The sequence below is a fragment of the Fontimonas sp. SYSU GA230001 genome (genome assembly GCF_040066175.1).
Taxonomy (GTDB): domain Bacteria; phylum Pseudomonadota; class Gammaproteobacteria; order Nevskiales; family Nevskiaceae; genus Solimonas.
Map to the genome: position 1 here is coordinate 1 of NZ_JBEAAM010000038.1, position 17,344 is coordinate 17,344.

General features: G+C 68.1%; 12 protein-coding genes and 2 tRNA genes. 6 read left to right on the forward strand and 8 right to left on the reverse strand.

Annotated elements, in window-relative coordinates:
• The first annotated feature begins 334 nt into the window (after nt 1–334).
• Nucleotides 335–802 carry a host attachment protein gene (locus tag AAG565_RS15210; protein WP_348820497.1) on the forward strand — a complete coding sequence of 156 codons (468 nt, stop codon included), beginning with the start codon at nt 335–337 and terminating at the stop codon, nt 800–802.
• 42 nt (nt 803–844) lie between these two features.
• Here AAG565_RS15210 and AAG565_RS15215 read toward each other — a convergent pair whose 3' ends face one another.
• Nucleotides 845–5,650, reverse strand: coding sequence for an NAD-glutamate dehydrogenase (locus tag AAG565_RS15215; RefSeq protein WP_348820498.1), 4,806 nt, complete (start codon nt 5,648–5,650; stop codon nt 845–847).
• A 182-nt stretch (nt 5,651–5,832) separates the two neighbouring features.
• Between AAG565_RS15215 and AAG565_RS15220 the strand changes: the two genes are divergently transcribed.
• Genes AAG565_RS15220 through AAG565_RS15230 form a run of 3 tightly spaced genes read left to right on the forward strand, consistent with a single transcriptional unit; the run spans nt 5,833 to nt 8,612 of the window.
• Nucleotides 5,833–6,735 carry a M24 family metallopeptidase gene (locus AAG565_RS15220; RefSeq protein ID WP_348820499.1) on the forward strand — a complete coding sequence of 301 codons (903 nt, stop codon included), beginning with the start codon at nt 5,833–5,835 and terminating at the stop codon, nt 6,733–6,735.
• Complete coding sequence (locus AAG565_RS15225) at nt 6,702–7,652, forward strand: alpha/beta fold hydrolase (protein WP_348820500.1); 951 nt, start codon at nt 6,702–6,704, stop codon at nt 7,650–7,652. Before AAG565_RS15220 ends, AAG565_RS15225 begins: the two co-directional genes overlap by 34 nt.
• Before the next feature lie 30 nt (nt 7,653–7,682).
• Nucleotides 7,683–8,612: a metal-dependent hydrolase gene (locus AAG565_RS15230; protein WP_348820501.1), complete on the forward strand. Its 930-nt coding sequence runs from the start codon at nt 7,683–7,685 to the stop codon at nt 8,610–8,612.
• A gap of 23 nt (nt 8,613–8,635) precedes the next feature.
• Here AAG565_RS15230 and AAG565_RS15235 read toward each other — a convergent pair whose 3' ends face one another.
• Both AAG565_RS15235 and arsS read right to left on the reverse strand, forming a co-directional pair.
• Nucleotides 8,636–9,367, reverse strand: a complete 732-nt coding sequence (locus tag AAG565_RS15235; RefSeq protein ID WP_348820502.1) for a DUF2461 domain-containing protein — start codon at nt 9,365–9,367, stop codon at nt 8,636–8,638.
• 32 nt (nt 9,368–9,399) lie between these two features.
• Nucleotides 9,400–10,422: an arsenosugar biosynthesis radical SAM (seleno)protein ArsS gene (gene arsS / locus AAG565_RS15240; RefSeq protein ID WP_348820503.1), complete on the reverse strand. Its 1,023-nt coding sequence runs from the start codon at nt 10,420–10,422 to the stop codon at nt 9,400–9,402.
• A gap of 38 nt (nt 10,423–10,460) precedes the next feature.
• Between arsS and AAG565_RS15245 the strand changes: the two genes are divergently transcribed.
• Complete coding sequence (locus tag AAG565_RS15245; RefSeq protein ID WP_348820504.1) at nt 10,461–11,570, forward strand: hypothetical protein; 1,110 nt, start codon at nt 10,461–10,463, stop codon at nt 11,568–11,570.
• Nucleotides 11,571–11,579: 9 nt separating this feature from the next.
• On the opposite strand, the gene AAG565_RS15250 is transcribed toward AAG565_RS15245, so the two are convergent.
• On the reverse strand, nt 11,580–13,967 hold the full coding sequence (locus AAG565_RS15250) for a phosphoketolase family protein (RefSeq protein WP_348820505.1): 2,388 nt from the start codon (nt 13,965–13,967) through the stop codon (nt 11,580–11,582).
• A gap of 62 nt (nt 13,968–14,029) precedes the next feature.
• Between AAG565_RS15250 and AAG565_RS15255 the strand changes: the two genes are divergently transcribed.
• Nucleotides 14,030–15,241 (forward strand): acetate/propionate family kinase, encoded by a 1,212-nt coding sequence (locus AAG565_RS15255; RefSeq protein WP_348820506.1) that lies wholly within the window; start codon nt 14,030–14,032, stop codon nt 15,239–15,241.
• A gap of 74 nt (nt 15,242–15,315) precedes the next feature.
• On the opposite strand, the gene AAG565_RS15260 is transcribed toward AAG565_RS15255, so the two are convergent.
• The 4 genes from AAG565_RS15260 to AAG565_RS15275 form a co-directional block, all read right to left on the reverse strand.
• Nucleotides 15,316–15,407: transfer RNA gene (locus AAG565_RS15260), tRNA-Ser, on the reverse strand.
• A 124-nt stretch (nt 15,408–15,531) separates the two neighbouring features.
• Nucleotides 15,532–15,608 (reverse strand) — tRNA-Arg (locus AAG565_RS15265).
• 94 nt (nt 15,609–15,702) lie between these two features.
• Nucleotides 15,703–15,897 (reverse strand): carbon storage regulator CsrA, encoded by a 195-nt coding sequence (gene csrA / locus AAG565_RS15270; protein WP_348820507.1) that lies wholly within the window; start codon nt 15,895–15,897, stop codon nt 15,703–15,705.
• A gap of 110 nt (nt 15,898–16,007) precedes the next feature.
• Nucleotides 16,008–17,234, reverse strand: a complete 1,227-nt coding sequence (locus AAG565_RS15275; RefSeq protein WP_348820508.1) for an aspartate kinase — start codon at nt 17,232–17,234, stop codon at nt 16,008–16,010.
• Between the last annotated feature and the right edge of the window lie 110 nt (nt 17,235–17,344).

Here is a 17,344-nt window from a genome sequence, read left to right on the forward strand (position 1 = left end):
CGAGATGCAGTCGCGCGAATATCTGGCGAGACCGCACCTCCCCTGACCGTCCGGGGCGGCGTCCTTCGCGGCGGCTCCCGCACCCGCGCTGCGCGGCACCGTGTCGCCGCCGCGCGCAGTCACGGCTCACCGAGATGCAGTCGCGCGAATATCTGGCGAGACCGCACCTCCCCTGACCGTCCGGGGCGGCGTCCTTCGCGGCGGCTCCCGCACCCGCGCTGCGCGGCACATGCAGCAGCACGGCACCGGCCTGATGCAGATCAATGACGGCCATCCGGCATGCTTCGGACAATGCCGGCACCGTTCTCCCACTGCCGGTTTCGAGGGATTTTTCATGCGCACACCACAACAAAACGCCCAGGCGGTTGCCGCAGTCTGGGTGCTGGTCGCGGACCGCAGCCAGGCCCGTCTGCTGCAGGCCTTGCCCGGCGGCCTGAGCGTGCAGCAGGCCGAGTCCTTCGAGCACCCGGAAGGCCGGCTGCGCAACCACGAGCTGGTCAGCGACGCGCCCGGCACCAGTATCGGTCCCGGCTACCGGCAGAGCGCGCCGACGCAGAAGGGCGAGCCGACCGAGCACGAGGCCCGGAAGTTCGCGCAACGCCTCGGCCGGCGCCTGTCCGAGCTGCGTGCCGCCCATCCGGTGACGAAGATCTTCCTGGTCGCCGAGCCCCATTTCCTCGGCATGCTGCGCGCCGAACTCGACGAGCCGACGCGTCGCTGCATCGCCGGGGAAGTGCACCGGCGCCTGATCAACGAAGCCAACGACGCGATCCTCGCTGCGCTGCCGCAGCCGCTGACCTGATCGGGGCAGTCGCCAGCGGCGCAAGCGCCGCCGGCATCGTCTTCACAGCTGCCGCAGCTTGCGCAGCTCGCGCACGCCCACCGCCAGCGTCATGAAGTCGTGTGCGCCCAGCGCCTGCAGTTCCTGCAGGCGATGCATGCCGAATCGGACCAGCGCCTCGTTGGCCTTCTCCCAGGCCTCGATGCGCGCCTGCGGCGATGGCCCAGGCTGCCTGAGGATGCGGCCCGCCAGGCGCCGGTGCAGGCGGTAGGTGTCTTCACGCAGATTCGAGCGGGCCAGCGCCTGCCACTTGCTGCTGACGGTGAAACCGATGATCGACGACAGCAGCCACAGGATGCGCAGCCGGTCGCCGATCTGGAAGTACACGCCGGCGGCCTCGGCCAGCGGCACACCCGCCTGCTGCGCCAGCTCGACGATGTCCGGCGCGCTGCCGAGCACCATGGTATTGGCGAGTTGCTGCGCCAGTGCATCCGGGACGCCGTCCGCCTGCATGCCGGCCACCGCCTTGTCCCAGTCGGCGCGATAGCCGCCCGGCAGCACCTCCGGCATCAGGTTCGACAGCTCGCCGATGCCGGCGTGGAAGGCGGCGACGGCCTCGCCGATCGGCCGCGCGCTCCAGCGGTAGTCGAGCAGCCAGGTGGTGACGTGCTTCATCAGGCCGATCGCACGGCCGAACAGCTTGAGCTGCACCGCCGCGGGCACCTGGCCGTCCAGTGCCTGGATCGGCAGCCAGTAACGGTCACCGCCAAAGATCTCGTGCGCCATCGCGTAGGCCTTGACGACCTCCGCACGGTCGGCGCCATGGTCCTCCGCAAAGCGATGCGCGAACGAACAGCCCATGCGGTTGACCACCGCGTTCGACAGGATCGTCGCGATGATCTCGCGGCGCAGGCGGTGCTTGAGGAGAATGTCGCGGTAGCGCTCGACCATCGCCGGCGGGAAGTACGAGAGCAGGTCGCGGTCGAAGAAGGGATCGTCCGGGACGCCGGACTGCACGATCGCGTCGAACAGCGAGATCTTGCTGTACGACACCAGCACCGACAGTTCCGGCCGCGTCAGGCCACGTCCTGCCGCGCGCCGCTCCTTGAGGCCCTCGTCGTCCGGCAGGAACTCGACGGCGCGCGACAGCAGTCCATCGCGTTCGAGGATGCGCATCAGGTTGGCGTGCTCGTCCAGCCGCGCCGGCGCGTCGCGTTCGAGCAGCGACACCGCCAGGGACTGCACGTAGTTGTCGCGCAGCACGGCAGCAGCCAGATCGTCCGTCATCTGCGCGAGGAACGGGTCGCGCACCGCGCGCGTGAGCGTGCCTTCGCGCAGCAGCTGGTTGAGCGGGATCTTGATGTTGACCTCGCGGTCGGAGCTGTGCACGCCGCCGGCGTTGTCGATGAAGTCCGTGTTCAGGCGCACGCCGGCGAGCGCCGCCTCGACGCGGCCGAGCTGCGTGAAACCGAGGTTGCCGCCCTCGCCGACCACCTTGCAGCGCAGCTCCTTGCCGTTGACGCGGATCGCGTCATTGGCGCGGTCGCCGCAGTCCTGATGCGACTGGGTCGCGCTCTTGACGTAGGTGCCGATGCCGCCATTCCACAGCAGATCGACCGGCGCCTTGAGGATCGCGCGCAGCACTTCATTGGGTGTCAGGCTGGCCTTGTCGATGCCCAGCGCCTGCTGTGCCTCCGCCGACAGCTTGATCAGCTTGGCCGAGCGCGGCCAGACCCCGCCGCCGGCGGAGATCAGCGCCTTGTCGTAATCGTCCCAGCTCGACCGCGGCAGCGCGAACAGCCGCTCGCGCTCCTTGAACGAGACTTCCGGATCGGGATTCGGGTCGATGAAGACGTGGCGATGATCGAACGCGGCGAGCAGGCGGATCTGGTGCGACAGCAGCATGCCGTTGCCGAAGACGTCGCCGGACATGTCGCCGATGCCGACGACGGTGAACGGCTCGCGCTGGATGTCCTTGCCCGTCTCGCGGAAATGGCGCTTGACACTCTCCCACGCGCCTTTCGCGGTGATACCCATCTTCTTGTGGTCGTAGCCCGCCGAGCCGCCGGAAGCAAAACCGTCGCCGAGCCAGAATCCGTACTCGGCGGCGAGTCCATTGGCGATGTCGGAGAAGGTCGCCGTGCCCTTGTCCGCGGCCACGACCAGGTAGGGATCGTCATCGTCGTGGCGCACGACCGCCGCCGGTGGCACGATGGCGTCACCGACGCGGTTGTCGGTAATGTCGAGCAGGCCGCGCAGGAAGGTCTTGTAGCACTCCACACCCTGCTTGAGCCAGGCATCGCGGTTGGCCGGATCGCCCTTCTTGACGACGAAGCCGCCCTTGGCGCCGACCGGCACGATGATCGCGTTCTTGACCATCTGCGCCTTCATCAATCCGAGCACCTCGGTGCGGAAATCCTGGCGCCGGTCCGACCAGCGCAGGCCACCGCGCGCGACCTTGCCGCCGCGCAGGTGGATGCCCTCGACCTCCGGCGCATAGACGAAGATCTCGAACATCGGCCTTGGCTCGGGCAGATCGGGCACGCCCTTTGGATCGAGCTTGATGCTGACGTAGGACTTGCGCGCACCGGAGACGGCGGGCTGGAAGTAGTTGGTCCGCAGGATCGCGCGCACGACCGCGGTGTACGCGCGCAAGACGCGGTCGCCATCGAGCGTGACGACCTTGTCGAGCAGCGCGTCCAGCTCCTGCGCGATGCGCAGCTCGGCGTCGCGCCGCCGCCGCGGATCGGTGAGCTGCGGATCGAAGCGCGTCTCGAACAGCTGCACCAGCAGGCGCGCGATCGGCGCGTGTTCGGCGAGCAGTCGCTCCATGTAATCCTGGCTGTACGGCAGGCCGGTCTGGATCAGGTACTTGGTCAGCGTGCGCAGGCAGACGACCTGGCGCGCGTCGAGGCCGGCCAGCAGCACCAGGCGGTTGAGACCGTCGTTCTCGGTCTCGCCGGACCATGTGCTGGTGAAGGCGGACTCGAAGTAGCTGCGCTGCTGCGACGGTTCGAGCGCACAGTCACCGGCGACCTGGACCTTGAAGTCCTGGATCCACACCGCCTCGCCGTCGCGCGGCCGGATCTCGGTGGGATCCTGCCAGATCACGCGCAGGCCGAAGTTCTCCAGCGTCGGCAGCACGTCGGACAGCGGCACCGGCCGCTTCCAGCAGTACAGCTTGAGCGCGGTCGGACACGCCTTGCCGACCGCGCTGTCGTCGATCAGCAGGCGCGGCAGCACCGGCTGATCGGCGCCGAGCTGGACGAGATACTGCAGGTCGGCCGCGGCATCGATCGGTGCCACCGCTTCCTGGTACGACAGTGGAAAGCCGTCCAGGAAAGCCAGGGCGCGTCCACCGCCCGCGGCACGCTGCAGCACGTCGCGCAGCTGGTCCCGCCAGCTGCGGGTGGCGGCGATCAGCCGCGCCTCGACCTCGGCCTGCGACAACGGGATCGTCGTGCCTGGCGGTGTGCGCACGATGTAGTGGATGCGCGCGAGGCCCGAACGCAGGAACTCGGTGTTGCGATCGACGCCGATGCCGTTGCAGGTCGCGGTCAGCTCGGCGGCGATGCGGTCACGCAGCTCGCGCGAGTAGCGGTCGCGCGGCAGGTAGACCATGCACGAGTAGAAGCGGCCGTATCGGTCGCGGCGCATGAACAGGCGCAGCTGCTGACGGTCGCGCAGCGCGCGGATCCCCATGCAGACTTCGTAGAGTTCCTCCTCGCCGGACTGGAACAGCTCGTCGCGCGGCAGCTGATAGAGGATGTCGCGCAGGTTCTTGCCGGAATGGGAATCCTCGCGCAGGCGCGAACGGCGCATCACGTACTCGGCCTTGCGCCGGATCAGCGGGATGTTGCGCGGCCGTTCGGTGTAGGCCTCCGCGGAGAACAGGCCGATGAAGCGGCAGATGCCGTGCACGCTGCCGTCGGCGTTGAACCGGCGCACCGACACGACGTCGATGAACTCGGGATGATGGACGGTCGAACGATGGCTGGCCTTGGTGATGACGATCACCCGCGTGGACTCGGTGTACTTGTCCAGCTCGGCGGGCGGCGCGATCAGCTGGTCGGGGTCGGCATAGCGTGCGCCGCTGCGCGCCAGGCCGAGCGAGCTGTCCGGCCGCATGACGAAATGGCTGCGTCCCGCCTCGCTGACCGCCTGTGTCTCGGCGACGCCCAGGAAGGTGAAATGACCGGCGTCGAGCCAGCGCAGGAACTCGCGCGCCTCGGCGAACTCGGCGGCGTCCGCGCCGGGCGGCACCGTCTGCAGCGCATCCGCGACTTCGGCGAGACGCGCACGCATCGCCGGGAAATCGACCACGACCGTGTGCAGATCGGCGACCACCTGGCGCAGATCGGCCTCCAGCACCGACTGCGCCGCAGCGTCGCGCAGTGGCTCGAACTCGATGTGGATCAGCGACTCGGCGCTGGCCTCGCCCGCGGCGACCGGGCGCAGATCCTGCAGGCGTCCATCGGCGTCGCGGCGCACGCTCAGCACCGGGTGCACGATCCAGTCGATCGCGCAACCGGCGGCGCGCACCGCCATGCAGATCGAGTCCACCAGGAACGGCATGTCCTCGACGACCGTATCCAGCCGCGCCAGCATGCGCGCGTCCGCAGCCGCGGGCGTGAGCTGCAGGGCCAGCTCGCCCGGCCGGCGTCGCTGCGCGAGCTGCCAATGGGCGTGTGCGGTGGCGACCAGCTCCTGAGCGGAACGCAGCCGCAGCGCGTCGATGGACGACATTTCGTAGTAGTGACGCAGGAAACCGCGGAAGGCGGCGCGCTCCGACGCGCCGACCTGCGCGTCCGCCAGGGCCTCCACCTGCGCCAGCAGCAACTCCTGCTCCTGAACGGCATGGGACCTCATCTTGTTCTCCTCTCGCATGCCATGCGGCTGGCGTATGGCCCGTCCAGTATAGGAGCAGCGTGCCGCAGGTCACTGACGGCAAATCCCTATTGCCGCGACGCCGCCATCCGCTGTCGGGATTGCATTGCATCATGACATCGTTCGATGTAACACTCGCGCCCTGTCCTGGACGGAAGCGACCGATGCCCAAGCGTGTCCACAGCGGCTGGCAACCCAGCGAGGAAGATCTGCAGCGCTTCCGCCACAGCCAGCGCCTCGCCTACCGCTGCGCCCGGACCATCGCCGCCGGACTGCAGCCCGGCATCACCGAGCGCGAGGTCGCGCGGCGCATGCGCGCCTTCCTGGACGACGCGGGCGCGGAGGACTGCCTGCACGAACCCTTCGCCTGGTTCGGCGACCGCACTGCATTCCGCGGCCTGATCGCGGTGTCGCAGCTGCGCGGCTTCAACCCCGCCTTCTTCCCGGGCAACCGCAGGCTGGAGGAAGGCATGCCCTTCATCCTCGACTGCGCGCCGACGGTGCACGGCTACACCGCGGACATCGGCTACAGCGGCGTGCTCGGCGAGAACCGCCTGCTCGAACGCATGATGGACGATCTGCGCGACCACCGTGTGCTGATTCTCGACCGGGTCCGGCGCCGCGAGACGCTGGCCGAGATCAGCCGCGCCGTCGATCGCCTGTGCGCGCGCCAGGGCTACGAACCGCGCCACAAGGCCTACCCCTTCGAAGTGCTCGCGCACCGCGTCGAGAAGCTGTCGGACGACGGCAGGGACAAGACCGCGCACCCCTCGCTCGCACGCTTCGGCCTGCGCAACGTCGCCGAGCTGGCGCGCGACGCGCTGCGCGGCCGCAAGGAAGGCTGGTCGCCGCTGTGGAACAGCAGCGCGCGCTCCGAGCATGCACCGACGCCCGGACTGTGGGCGGTCGAGCCGCATCTGGGCTGTCGCGGCGTCGGCGCCAAGTTCGAGGAACTGCTGGTCGTGACCGAGGACGACGCGTACTGGCTCGACGACGACGTGCCGCACGTACGGCGCTGGAGCGAACGTGGCCTGTGGCCGGTGACGACGACGAGGGCGGCCGCATGAAGAACGCGACACGGGACCGGCGCAGCACGGTGGAATCCGCCGAAATCCGCCTCGCGGTGCGCGAATGGGGCGATCGCGTGCACCCGACCGTCGTGCTGGTGCATGGCTATCCCGACAACAGCGACGTCTGGCTGCCGGTCGCCGAACGCCTGCGCGCCCGCTTCCACGTCGTCGCCTACGACGTGCGCGGCGCGGGCGCCTCGAGCGCGCCGGCGTCGAAGCGCGACTACCGTCTCGAACAGCTCGCCGCCGACGGCGCGGCGGTGATCGAGGCGACCGCGCCCGGCAAGGCGGTGCACGTGGTCGGCCACGACTGGGGCTCGATCCAGTCCTGGGAGACGGTCACCGCACCACGCCTCCAGGGCCGCATCGCCTCCTACACCAGCATCTCTGGGCCCTGTCTCGACCATGTCGGGTACTGGATGCGCGAGCGTCTGGGCAGCGGCGACCCGCGGCAGCTCGCCCAGGCCGCGAATCAGATCCTGCACTCCTGGTACATCGCCCTGTTCCAGCTGCCACTGGCCGGGCCGCTGGCCTGGCGGCTGGGCCTGGACCGGCGCTGGCCTGCGCTGCTCGCGCGCCTCGAAGGCCTGGCATCGGTCGGCGTCAATCCGACGCAGCGCGACGACGGCCGGACCGGCGTGCAGCTGTATCGCGCCAACTTCATCGACCGTCTGCTGCACCCGCGCGAGCGCCGTTGCGACCTGCCGGTGCAGCTGATCGTGCCGCTGCGCGATCCCTTCGTGTCGCCGGCGCTGTTCGAGGGCATCGAACGCTGGGTGCCGCAGCTGTCCCGGACCGACGTCGATGGCGGACACTGGCTGCCGCTGAGCGCACCCGACCTCGTCGCCGAACAGATCACTGCCTTCGTCGAACGGGTCGAAGGACCGCGCACGCGCGGCGCCTCGGCCGCCTGAACCGTCTCTCAGCGGAGAAGTCCCCACGCCATGAACAAGGTCCTGAAGTTCCCGCAGAAGACGGCCGCCTCGACGACCGAGCACGACATCAAGCCGCGCAAGGTTCGCTTCGACTGGTCGAACACGCCGCTGGACTGGATTCCGGGCCAGCCGTTCGCCAGCGCCTTCATCAACGAGATCAACATGATCCTGCCGGCCGGCGAGTTCTGGTTCTGCCGGCTGTACAACCAGGCCCTGCCGCACGTCACCGACGCGAAGCTGCGTGCCGACGTGCAGGCCTTTGTGCGCCAGGAAGCGATGCACGCACGGGCGCATGGCGGCGCCTGCGCAGACTATCTCGCCGCCAAGGGCATCGACACCAGGCGCAATCTGGAACTGATGGACTGGCTGTTCGAGACGGCGCTCGCCGACGAGCCCTTCGGCCGCAAACTGCCGAAGTTCGCGCACAGGCAGTGGCTGGTGTTCCGCCTCGGCCTGATTGCAGCGATCGAGCACATGACCTGCGTGCTCGGCAAATACGCGCTCAACAACCATGAATGGGACAAGGCCGGTGCCGATCCGGTGCTGCTGGATCTGATCCGCTGGCACGGCGCCGAGGAGATCGAGCACCGCAGCGTCGCCTTCGATCTCTATCGCCATCTCGGCGGTGGCTATCTGTCGCGCTACTACCTGTCGGCGCTGACCTTCGTGATGGTCTTCGGCCTGTGGGCGGACGGCGCGGCCAACCTGCTCGCGCAGGACGAGCGTTTCAAGGCGCGCAAGCCGAGCGCATTCCGGCCGTGGATCTGGATGGAATGGGTGCGCGCGGCGCGCAGCGGTCACCTGCCCGACCCGATGTGGCTGTTCCTGTCCGAGCTGCCGTACCTGAGTCCGTGGTACGACCCGCGCAACGAGGCCTCCACCGAGCAGGCCCTGGCCTATCTCGAACGATCTCCGGCGGCGAGGACGGCCGCCGCGTAGCCGATGCGGCGCAGGCGGCGCGGTCAGAACTCCAGGTCCAGCGCGCCGCACAGCCAGTCGAGCATCGGCGCCAGCTGCCGGTAGCGGCGGGTCAGGCGCTCGACCAGATCAGGACGCAGAAGCTCGGCATCGTCGAGTGGCGCCGAGGCGACGAAGTCCTTGCGCTTGAGATCGTCGATCAGCGCGTGGCCCGGATCGTAGCCGCGTGGCGGCCGGCTCAGCGCGTCACCCCCCATTTCGAAGGTCCTGCGGAACTGCGGGCTGCGCGTGGCCTGCTTCCAGCTCACCGGGTTGGCGAGCATGTAGTCGCGCACGCGCTTGACCGTCGGCGGCTGCGGATGCCAGATGCCGCCGCCGAGGAAACAGGCGTCCGGCTCCAGATGCAGGTACAGCCCCGGCGCGTCGAGCCGCCCCAACGCCGCAATGCCGGCGTCGCCGCGTGCCGCCGCCTTGGCCGCGGCGTGCGCGAAATACAGGCCCGCGTGGGTCTTGTACGGCCGCTTGTCGCCGGAGAAGCGCGTGTCGCGGTGGATGCGGAACAGCGAGCCGCCGACCGGCTTGGCGATCGCGGTGAGCTGCGGGCTGATGTTCCGGAGCGGGTCGGCAAGATCGGTGATCAGGCGCAGGCAGGGACCACGCACGTGCTGTTCGTAGCGCGGCTTGTTCACGGCGAACCATTCGCGCGAATTGTTCTTCGCCAGCGCGCGCAGGAACCTGAAGGTCTCGTCACTGAAATATGGCGCCGACCGGGTCATCGTCTCGGTCTCCCCGACTGTTTCGCCCGACTCTACGCCGTCTCGCCGCCGCACGACGAGCCAGCACCGGCGGTGCAGCCCAGGCAGTGCGTATCGAAGCGGATGCGCCGGCGCAGCAGCGCGTCGAAGTCGAAATCGAAAATCGTGGGGTGCCGGCCGTCCGCGCCCTGCGCTCGCAGGCCGAGCATCTGGTTGAAGTCGCAGTCGTAGATGCGGCCGTCATGGCCGACGCTGATCAGGCTGCGGCACATCACGCCGGCCGCCGCGGCGGGGTTGAAGGCGGCGAGCAGCCTGTCCATGTACGCCGTGTACTGGCCGCTCTTCTCCAGATGCTGGCGGAAGCGGTTGATCGGCATGTTGGTGATGCAGAACAGCGCATTGAAGACGACACCGAAGCGTGTGGCCAGCTCACGCTTGTAGTCCGCCTGCAGCGCCGCCTGTGCCGCCGGCAGGTACGGTCCGACCGGGTTGTACACCAGATTCAGATGCAAGCCGCTGCCCTCGACGCCGTAGCCGAGCGCGTTCAGTCGCCTCAAGGCTTCGATGCTCTTGTCGAACACGCCCTTGCCGCGCTGCGTGTCGGTGAAATAGGCCTGGTAGTACGGCAGCGAGCTGACCACCTCGCAGCGATGGCGCGCGAAGAATTCGGGCAGATAGGCCTTGGATTCGCCGGTCTGCGGATTGCCGTCGAAGGTCACCGTCAGGTTGTGACGCACCATCACCCGACGGCCGAGACCCGCGGCCTGCTCGACCAGCCCGTCGAAGTCCGGATGCAGCTCCGGCGCACCGCCGGTGATGTCGAGCGTGCGGATCTGCGGATGACGCCGCAGGATATCGACGACCTTGTCGATGCCGGCACGCGACAGGCGCTCCGTGCGCGCCGGCGAGGCATCGACATGGCAGTGCCGGCACGCCTGGTTGCACAGCCGGGTGACGTTGACCTGCAGGGTGTCGATCGCAAGCGGCGGCAGGTCGAGACCGCGTTCACGCAGCAGCCGCTCGAAGTCGTACCGGGAATCGGACAGGCCGCAGGCCACTGCAGTGGTAGCGCTCATGACAGGACTGGAACTCGCGCAACGAAGCGGTGTGCGAAATGTTATACGCTGACCCCTGCGCAGCGGTTGCGCACGCATTCCCCAACGACGCCGCCCACACAGCCATGCAAGCCATCCGCCACTTCGACGGCGCCCGCAAGGCCGCCGGCCCGCAGGATCGTGTCGAGAACGTCCGCGCCGCGGCGCTGGACTTCCGCAAGACGATGCTCGCCGGCGCCAAGGTGCGCTACTACGAGTCCTTCGACCTGGTGAAGGTGCCGTACCCGAGCTACTACGGCCTGCGCAACGCCTTCTCGCGCGAACACTGGGTGCAGTACGTCAACATCACCAACCGCCTGTTCGTCTGCCAGTTCGACACGGCGGAAGGCACCAGGACGCTGCTGATCTCGCCGTCCGACTACGAACGCAATCGCGCGACGCCGTTCTTCAAGCGCCTGTCGGACAAGAACCCGAAGCTGATCGAGCGGTTCGTGTTCAAGCCGCTCGACACAGTCGAGAACGTGCTGCAGCGGATCGGACTCAAGCCCGAGGATGTCGATTACATCACCTACGACCACCTGCACACGCAGGACGTGCGCCGCTGGCTCGGTTCGGCCGACGCGCCCGGCTATTTCCCCAACGCGAAGCTGATCGTGCACCGCCAGGAATGGGACTCGGCGCTGAGTCTCACGCCGATCCAGCGCGACTGGTACTGCCCGGACGGCATCGCCGGCATCCCCGAGGACCGCGTGATCTTCGTCGAAGGCGACGTGATGCTCGGCGACGGCGTCGCGATGATCCACACACCCGGCCACACCGAGGGCAATCACTCGATGGTCGTGCATACCGGCGAGGGGTTGTGGGTGACCAGCGAGAACGGCATCTGCGTCGAGTCCTTCGCGCCACTGCGCTCGGCGATTCCGGGCGTCGCCGACTACGCGCGCGCCACCGGCGTCGAGGTGATTCTCAACGGCAACACACTGGAGAATTCGATCGACCAGTACATCTCGATGGTGCAGGAAAAGACCATCGCCGGGCCGTCGCAGCGCAATCCGGACTACCCGAACGTGTTCCCGTCGTCGGAGCTCACCGCCAATCCGCTGTTCCCCGGCGCCCGGCCGACCTTCGCGGTGACGCACGCACGTCACGGCCAGCTGCAGAAACGCTGACGCCGCGGCTCAGTAGGGCCACTGCCAGTCGCGGATCTCCGGCATGTCCTCGCCGTAGGTCGTGATGTAACGCTTGTGATCGAGACGCCGGTCGCGCATCTGCTGCTGCAGGTGCGCCGCCCGGTCGGCCAGCGCCGGCACGCGCCGCGCGACATCCATCACCAGGTGGAAGCGGTCGATGTCGTTGAGCACGGCCATGTCGAACGGTGTGGTCGTCGTGCCCTCCTCCTTGTAGCCGCGCACGTGCAAGTTGCCGTGGTTGCGGCGCCGGTAGGTGAGTCGATGAATCAGCCACGGGTAACCGTGGAAAGCGAAGATGATCGGCTTGTCGGTGGTGAACAGCGCGTCGAACTCGGCGTCGGTGAGGCCGTGCGGATGCTCCTCGCGCGGCTGCAGGGTCATCAGATCGACGACATTGACGACGCGCACACGCAGCTCCGGCACGAGGCGTCGCAGCAGATCGACCGCCGCCAGCGTCTCGATCGTCGGCACGTCGCCGGCGCAGGCCATGACCACGTCCGGACCCTGCGCCTGGTCGTTGCTGGCCCACTCGAAGATGCCGATGCCGGCGCTGCAGTGCTTCGCCGCCGCATCCATGTCGAGCCATTGCGGCTGCGCGTTCTTGCCGGCGACGATCACGTTGATGAGGTTGCGCGAACGCAGGCAGGCATCGGCGACGCACAGCAGGCTGTTGGCGTCCGGCGGCAGGAACACGCGCACGATCTCCGCCTTCTTGTTGACGACATGGTCGATGAAGCCCGGATCCTGGTGCGAGAAGCCGTTGTGGTCCTGGCGCCAGACGTGCGAGGTCAGCAGGATGTTCAGCGACGCGATCGGCCTCCGCCACGGCACTTCCCGTGCGACCTTGAGCCACTTGGCGTGCTGGTTGAACATCGAATCGACGATGTGGATGAAGGCCTCGTAGCACGAGAACAGGCCGTGCCGGCCGGTCAGCAGATAACCTTCGAGCCAGCCCTGGCAGGTGTGCTCGGACAGGATTTCGAGGACGCGGCCGTCGGGCGCGAGGTGGTCATCGTCGGGCAGGCGCTCGGCCATCCACGCCCGCTCGGTCACCTCGAACAGCGCGCCGAGCCGGTTCGACGCCGTCTCGTCGGGACCGACCACCCGGAAGTTGCGCGCATCGCGGTTGTGCTGCATCACGTCGCGCAGGTACTTGCCCAGTTCGCGCGTCGCCTCGGCGGCCGCGTGGCCCGGACGTGGCACCGCGACAGCGTAATCTCGAAAATCCGGCAGGCGCAGATCCCTGAGCAGCAGGCCGCCGTTGGCCTGCGGATTGGCACCCATGCGCCTTGGGCCTACCGGATTGAGCGCCAGCAGCTCCGCGACCGGTGCGCCGTCGGCGTCGAACAGTTCCTCCGGCCGGTAGCTGCGCAGCCAGTCCTCCAGCAGTTGCAGCCGCGCCGGCTGGGTCTGCAGATCGGCGAACGGCACCTGGTGCGAGCGCCAGTGACCCTCGGTCTTGTGCCCGTCCACCGCCTTGGGTCCGGTCCAGCCCTTGGGCGTGCGCAGCACGATCATCGGCCAGGTCGGGCGCTCCAGGCTGCCGTGCCGCCGGGCCCGGTCCTGGATCGCGCGGATGTCGGCGATCACGCGGTCCAGCGTCGCCGCCATCTGCTGGTGCATGCGCGCCGGCTCGTCGCCCTCGACGAAGTGCGGTGCGTAACCGTAGCCGCGCAGCAGCTCCACCAGTTCCTCGTGCGGAATGCGCGCGAGCACGGTCGGATTGGCGATCTTGTAGCCGTTCAGGTGCAGGATCGGCAGCACCGCACCGTCGGTCGCCGGATTGAGGAACTTGTTGGAGTGCCAGGCCGCCGCCAGCGGTCCGGTCTCGGCCTCGCCGTCGCCGACCACGCAGGCGACCAGCAGCGCCGGATTGTCGAAGGCCGCCCCGTAGGCATGCGACAAGGCGTAACCCAGCTCCCCGCCTTCGTGGATCGAGCCCGGCGTCTCCGGCGTCGCATGGCTGCCGACGCCGCCCGGAAACGAGAACTGCCGGAACAGCTGGCGCATGCCTTCGAGATTGCGCGGCACGCTCGGGTAGAACTCGCTGTAACTGCCCTCCAGCCAGGTCGATGCGACCAGCGCCGGTCCGCCATGGCCGGGCCCGGTGATCAGCAGGGCATCGAGGTCGTCGCGGCGGATCACGCGGTTGAGATGCGCATAGATGAAGTTCAGTCCCGGCGTCGTGCCCCAGTGGCCGAGCAGACGCCGCTTGACGTGCTCCGGGCGCAGCGGCTCGCGCAGCAGCGGATTGTCGAGCAGGTAGATCTGCCCGACCGACAGGTAGTTGGCCGCACGCCACCACGCATCCATCGCGCGCAGCTCCGACGCCGACAGCGGCTGCGGGCCCGTCACCGCTGCGGCCGCGTCTGTCATCGCAGTCTCCCGGTTCATCGTGTCATTCTCGCCAGGGTCCGAGGGCAGCATGGGGAATCGCCGTGACGAGGGCAAGAACGATCCTGGCGCTCAACGCCGGCAGTTCGTCGCTGAAGTTCCTGCTCGCCGACTGCGCCGCGGAGCCTCGCGAGATCCTGCGCGGCGCCGTCAGCGGCATCGGTGCAAACGCGCGCCTGGCGATCCGCGGCATGCCTGGTCTCGCTTCGCCCCAACCGGTCGCGGCACGCGACCACGGCGAGGCGCTCGGCGCCATTCTCGATGCGCTCGACGGCGTGGATGCTCCTTCGCTGCGCGCGGTCGAGGCGATCGGTCATCGCATCGTCCACGGCGGACCGGACTTCACGGCCCCGGCGCGGCTCGACCGTGCGACGCTGGCGCGGCTGCACGGCATCGTGCGGCTGGCACCGCTGCATCTGCCGCCGGCCCTGCAGGTGATCGAAGGCTGCGCCGCGCGCCTCCCGGGCGTTCCGTCGATCGGCATCTTCGACACGGCCTTCTTCCAGCCGCTGCCCGCTGTCGCGCGCCGCTATGCGCTGCCCGCGCAATGGTCGGAAGATCTGGGCCTGATCCGTCACGGCTTTCACGGCATTGCCCATCGCGACATGTACGAGTACGCCGTGCGTGCGCTCGGCGCGGCGCGTGCGCGCCGCGTCATCAGCTTCCAGCTCGGCCACGGCTGTTCGACGACAGCCGTCCTCGACGGCGAGCCGCGCGACACCAGCATGGGCTATACACCGCTGGAGGGACTGGTGATGGGCACGCGCAGCGGCGACCTCGATCCGGGCATCCTGCTCGACCTGCTCGAACGCGGCTGGACGCGCGAGGCCCTGCACGAAGCACTGCACCGCCGCGCCGGCCTGCTCGGCGTCTCCGGGCTGAGTGCCGACATGGCGCAGCTGCTGGATGCGGAGCGCAACGGCCACGCCGGTGCGCATGCGGCGATCGAGATGTTCGTGCATCGCGCACGCAAGTATCTGGGTGCCTATCTCGCCGTGCTCGGCGGCGCGGATGCGATCGTGTTCGGTGGTGGCATCGGCGAGCACGCGGCCGACGTCCGCCGCCGCATCTGCGCCGGCCTGGATTGGGCGGGCCTGCGCCTGGATGCCGCAGCCAACGCGGCCTGTGTCGGCGGCGATGCATTGATCAGCCCCACCTCCGCGCCGATCGCCGTGCTGGTCCGTGCGGTGGATGAGGAACGCCAGATCGCGCAGGCGGTGCACAGCCTGCTAGCGAGCGGCGCACCGGGATCGTGAACGCAGCGAGTGGACGCGAACCGCATGACGGGCCGCCCGTCCCGACTCGATTGCGTGCCGCGAGAGACTCGGGCTGGCGGAGTGAGAGGGATTCGAACCCTCGATACGGTTTTAGCCGTATACGCCCTTAGCAGGGGCGCGCCTTCGTCCACTCGGCCATCACTCCGGGACGACTTGCCTGAAGGGCTCGCGCCCTTCGCGCCGGACTATACACGCTCCGGTGATCGGCGATCACCCGGTCCGGCGCCACAAAACAATTGAGCCCTTGCGGGCTCGACTGCGGTCACGGATGGCGCGCCCGGAAGGATTCGAACCTCCGACCCCCAAGTTCGTAGCCTGGTGCTCTATCCAGCTGAGCTACGGGCGCCCGGTGACCTCTTCTCGCGCGGCGTGCAACGGCGCGAGGGCCGCGATTCTAGCGGCCCTCGCCGTCAAGGTAAAGAAAAATTTCGGTGCAGCGATCAGGCTGCGGCAGGCACGACGACTTCGCCGTTCTCGCGCTTGATGCGTTCGAGAATCTCTTCGCGGTGGACGGCGACATCGCGGGGCGCCTTGACCCCGAGTCGGACCTGATTGCCCTTGACCCCCAGCACGGTGACCTCGATGTCGTTGCCGATCATCACCGTCTCGCCGACACGCCTCGTCAGAATCAGCATCCCTACCTCTCCTGGACTCCTGTGAGCGGCAGTGTCCAGGAAGCGACCGTCCTGCGATATCCCCTGAAAAGGGCTATCCGCCTGTGGATAAGTGCCGACTCGCCGGTCGATCAGGCGGCTTTCTGCTCCTCGAGGCCGAAAGCCTTGTGCAAGGTGCGCACGGCCAGTTCCAGGTACATCTCGTCAACGACGACGGAAATCTTGATCTCGGAGGTCGAGATCATGCGGATGTTGATGCCGGCCGCCGCCAGCGACTTGAACATCTTCGAGGCGACACCCGCATGACTGCGCATGCCGACGCCGACCAGCGAGACCTTGACGATGTCGGTCGCGCCGCGCACGCCCTTGGCACCGAGTTCGCCGGCGATCCTGCGCATGATCTCGAGCGCGCGCTCGTAGTCGTTGCGATGCACGGTGAACGTGAAGTCGGTGTGGCCGTCGCCGCCGACGTTCTGCACGATCATGTCCACTTCGATGTTGGCATCGCCGATCGGGCCCAGGATCGCCGCAGCGATGCCGGGACGATCCGGCACGCCGGTCATGGTGATCTGGGCCTCGTCGCGGTTGAACGCGATACCGGAGATGAGCGGTTCTTCCATCTGATTTTCCTCGAGCGTGATCAGCGTGCCGGGTCCTTCGACGAAGGTGGACAGCACGCGCAGCGGTACCTTGTACTTGCCGGCGAATTCGACCGAACGGATCTGCAGCACCTTCGATCCGAGGCTCGCCAGCTCGAGCATTTCCTCGAACGTGACCTTGTCCAGACGCCGCGCCTTGGGCTCGACGCGCGGGTCGGTCGTGTACACGCCATCGACATCGGTGTAGATCTGGCACTCGTCGGCCTTGAGCGCCGCGGCGAGCGCGACACCGGTGGTGTCGGAGCCGCCACGCCCGAGCGTCGTCACACTGCCGTCCGGGCTCAAGCCCTGGAAGCCGGCGACGACCGGCACGATGCCGGACTTGCAGTCCGCCATCAGCCGTCCGGCGTCGATCTTCTGGATGCGCGCCTTCATGTACGCGCCGTCGGTGTGGATCGGCACCTGCCAGCCGGTGTACGAGCGGCTCTTGACGCCGATCTTCTCCAGCGCGAGCGCCAGCAGGCCGATGGTCACCTGCTCGCCGGTCGCCGCGATCTGGTCGAACTCGCGCGGATTGCCACGCGGGTCGATGGACTTCGCCAGCTTGAGCAGGCGGTCGGTCTCGCCCGACATCGCCGAGACGACGACGACGACCTCATGCCCCTGCTGCCGCCACGAAGCCACCTTGCGCGCGACATGCTCGATGCGCTCGACCGAGCCCATCGAGGTGCCGCCGTACTTCTGAACGATCAGTGCCATATCTTTCTTTCTGGCTCTGTTGAAAAACGAGTGGGTTACCGGGCATGAGGGTTGACCGCGCCGAAGTCGAGTTTGCCGGCGATCAGGAAGATGACGGTTCTGGTCGTGTC

Bases quoted from the DNA above. Each gene is read 5' to 3' on its own strand.
- AAG565_RS15250 (WP_348820505.1), bottom strand. From the start codon at position 13,967: ATGACAGACGCGGCCGCAGCGGTGACGGGCCCGCAGCCGCTGTCGGCG.
- AAG565_RS15215 (WP_348820498.1), bottom strand. From the start codon at position 5,650: ATGAGGTCCCATGCCGTTCAGGAGCAGGAGTTGCTGCTGGCGCAGGTG.
- AAG565_RS15245 (WP_348820504.1), top strand. From the start codon at position 10,461: ATGTTATACGCTGACCCCTGCGCAGCGGTTGCGCACGCATTCCCCAAC.
- AAG565_RS15235 (WP_348820502.1), bottom strand. From the start codon at position 9,367: ATGACCCGGTCGGCGCCATATTTCAGTGACGAGACCTTCAGGTTCCTG.
- AAG565_RS15230 (WP_348820501.1), top strand. From the start codon at position 7,683: ATGAACAAGGTCCTGAAGTTCCCGCAGAAGACGGCCGCCTCGACGACC.
- csrA (WP_348820507.1), bottom strand. From the start codon at position 15,897: ATGCTGATTCTGACGAGGCGTGTCGGCGAGACGGTGATGATCGGCAAC.
- AAG565_RS15275 (WP_348820508.1), bottom strand. From the start codon at position 17,234: ATGGCACTGATCGTTCAGAAGTACGGCGGCACCTCGATGGGCTCGGTC.
- arsS (WP_348820503.1), bottom strand. From the start codon at position 10,422: ATGAGCGCTACCACTGCAGTGGCCTGCGGCCTGTCCGATTCCCGGTAC.
- AAG565_RS15210 (WP_348820497.1), top strand. From the start codon at position 335: ATGCGCACACCACAACAAAACGCCCAGGCGGTTGCCGCAGTCTGGGTG.
- AAG565_RS15220 (WP_348820499.1), top strand. From the start codon at position 5,833: ATGCCCAAGCGTGTCCACAGCGGCTGGCAACCCAGCGAGGAAGATCTG.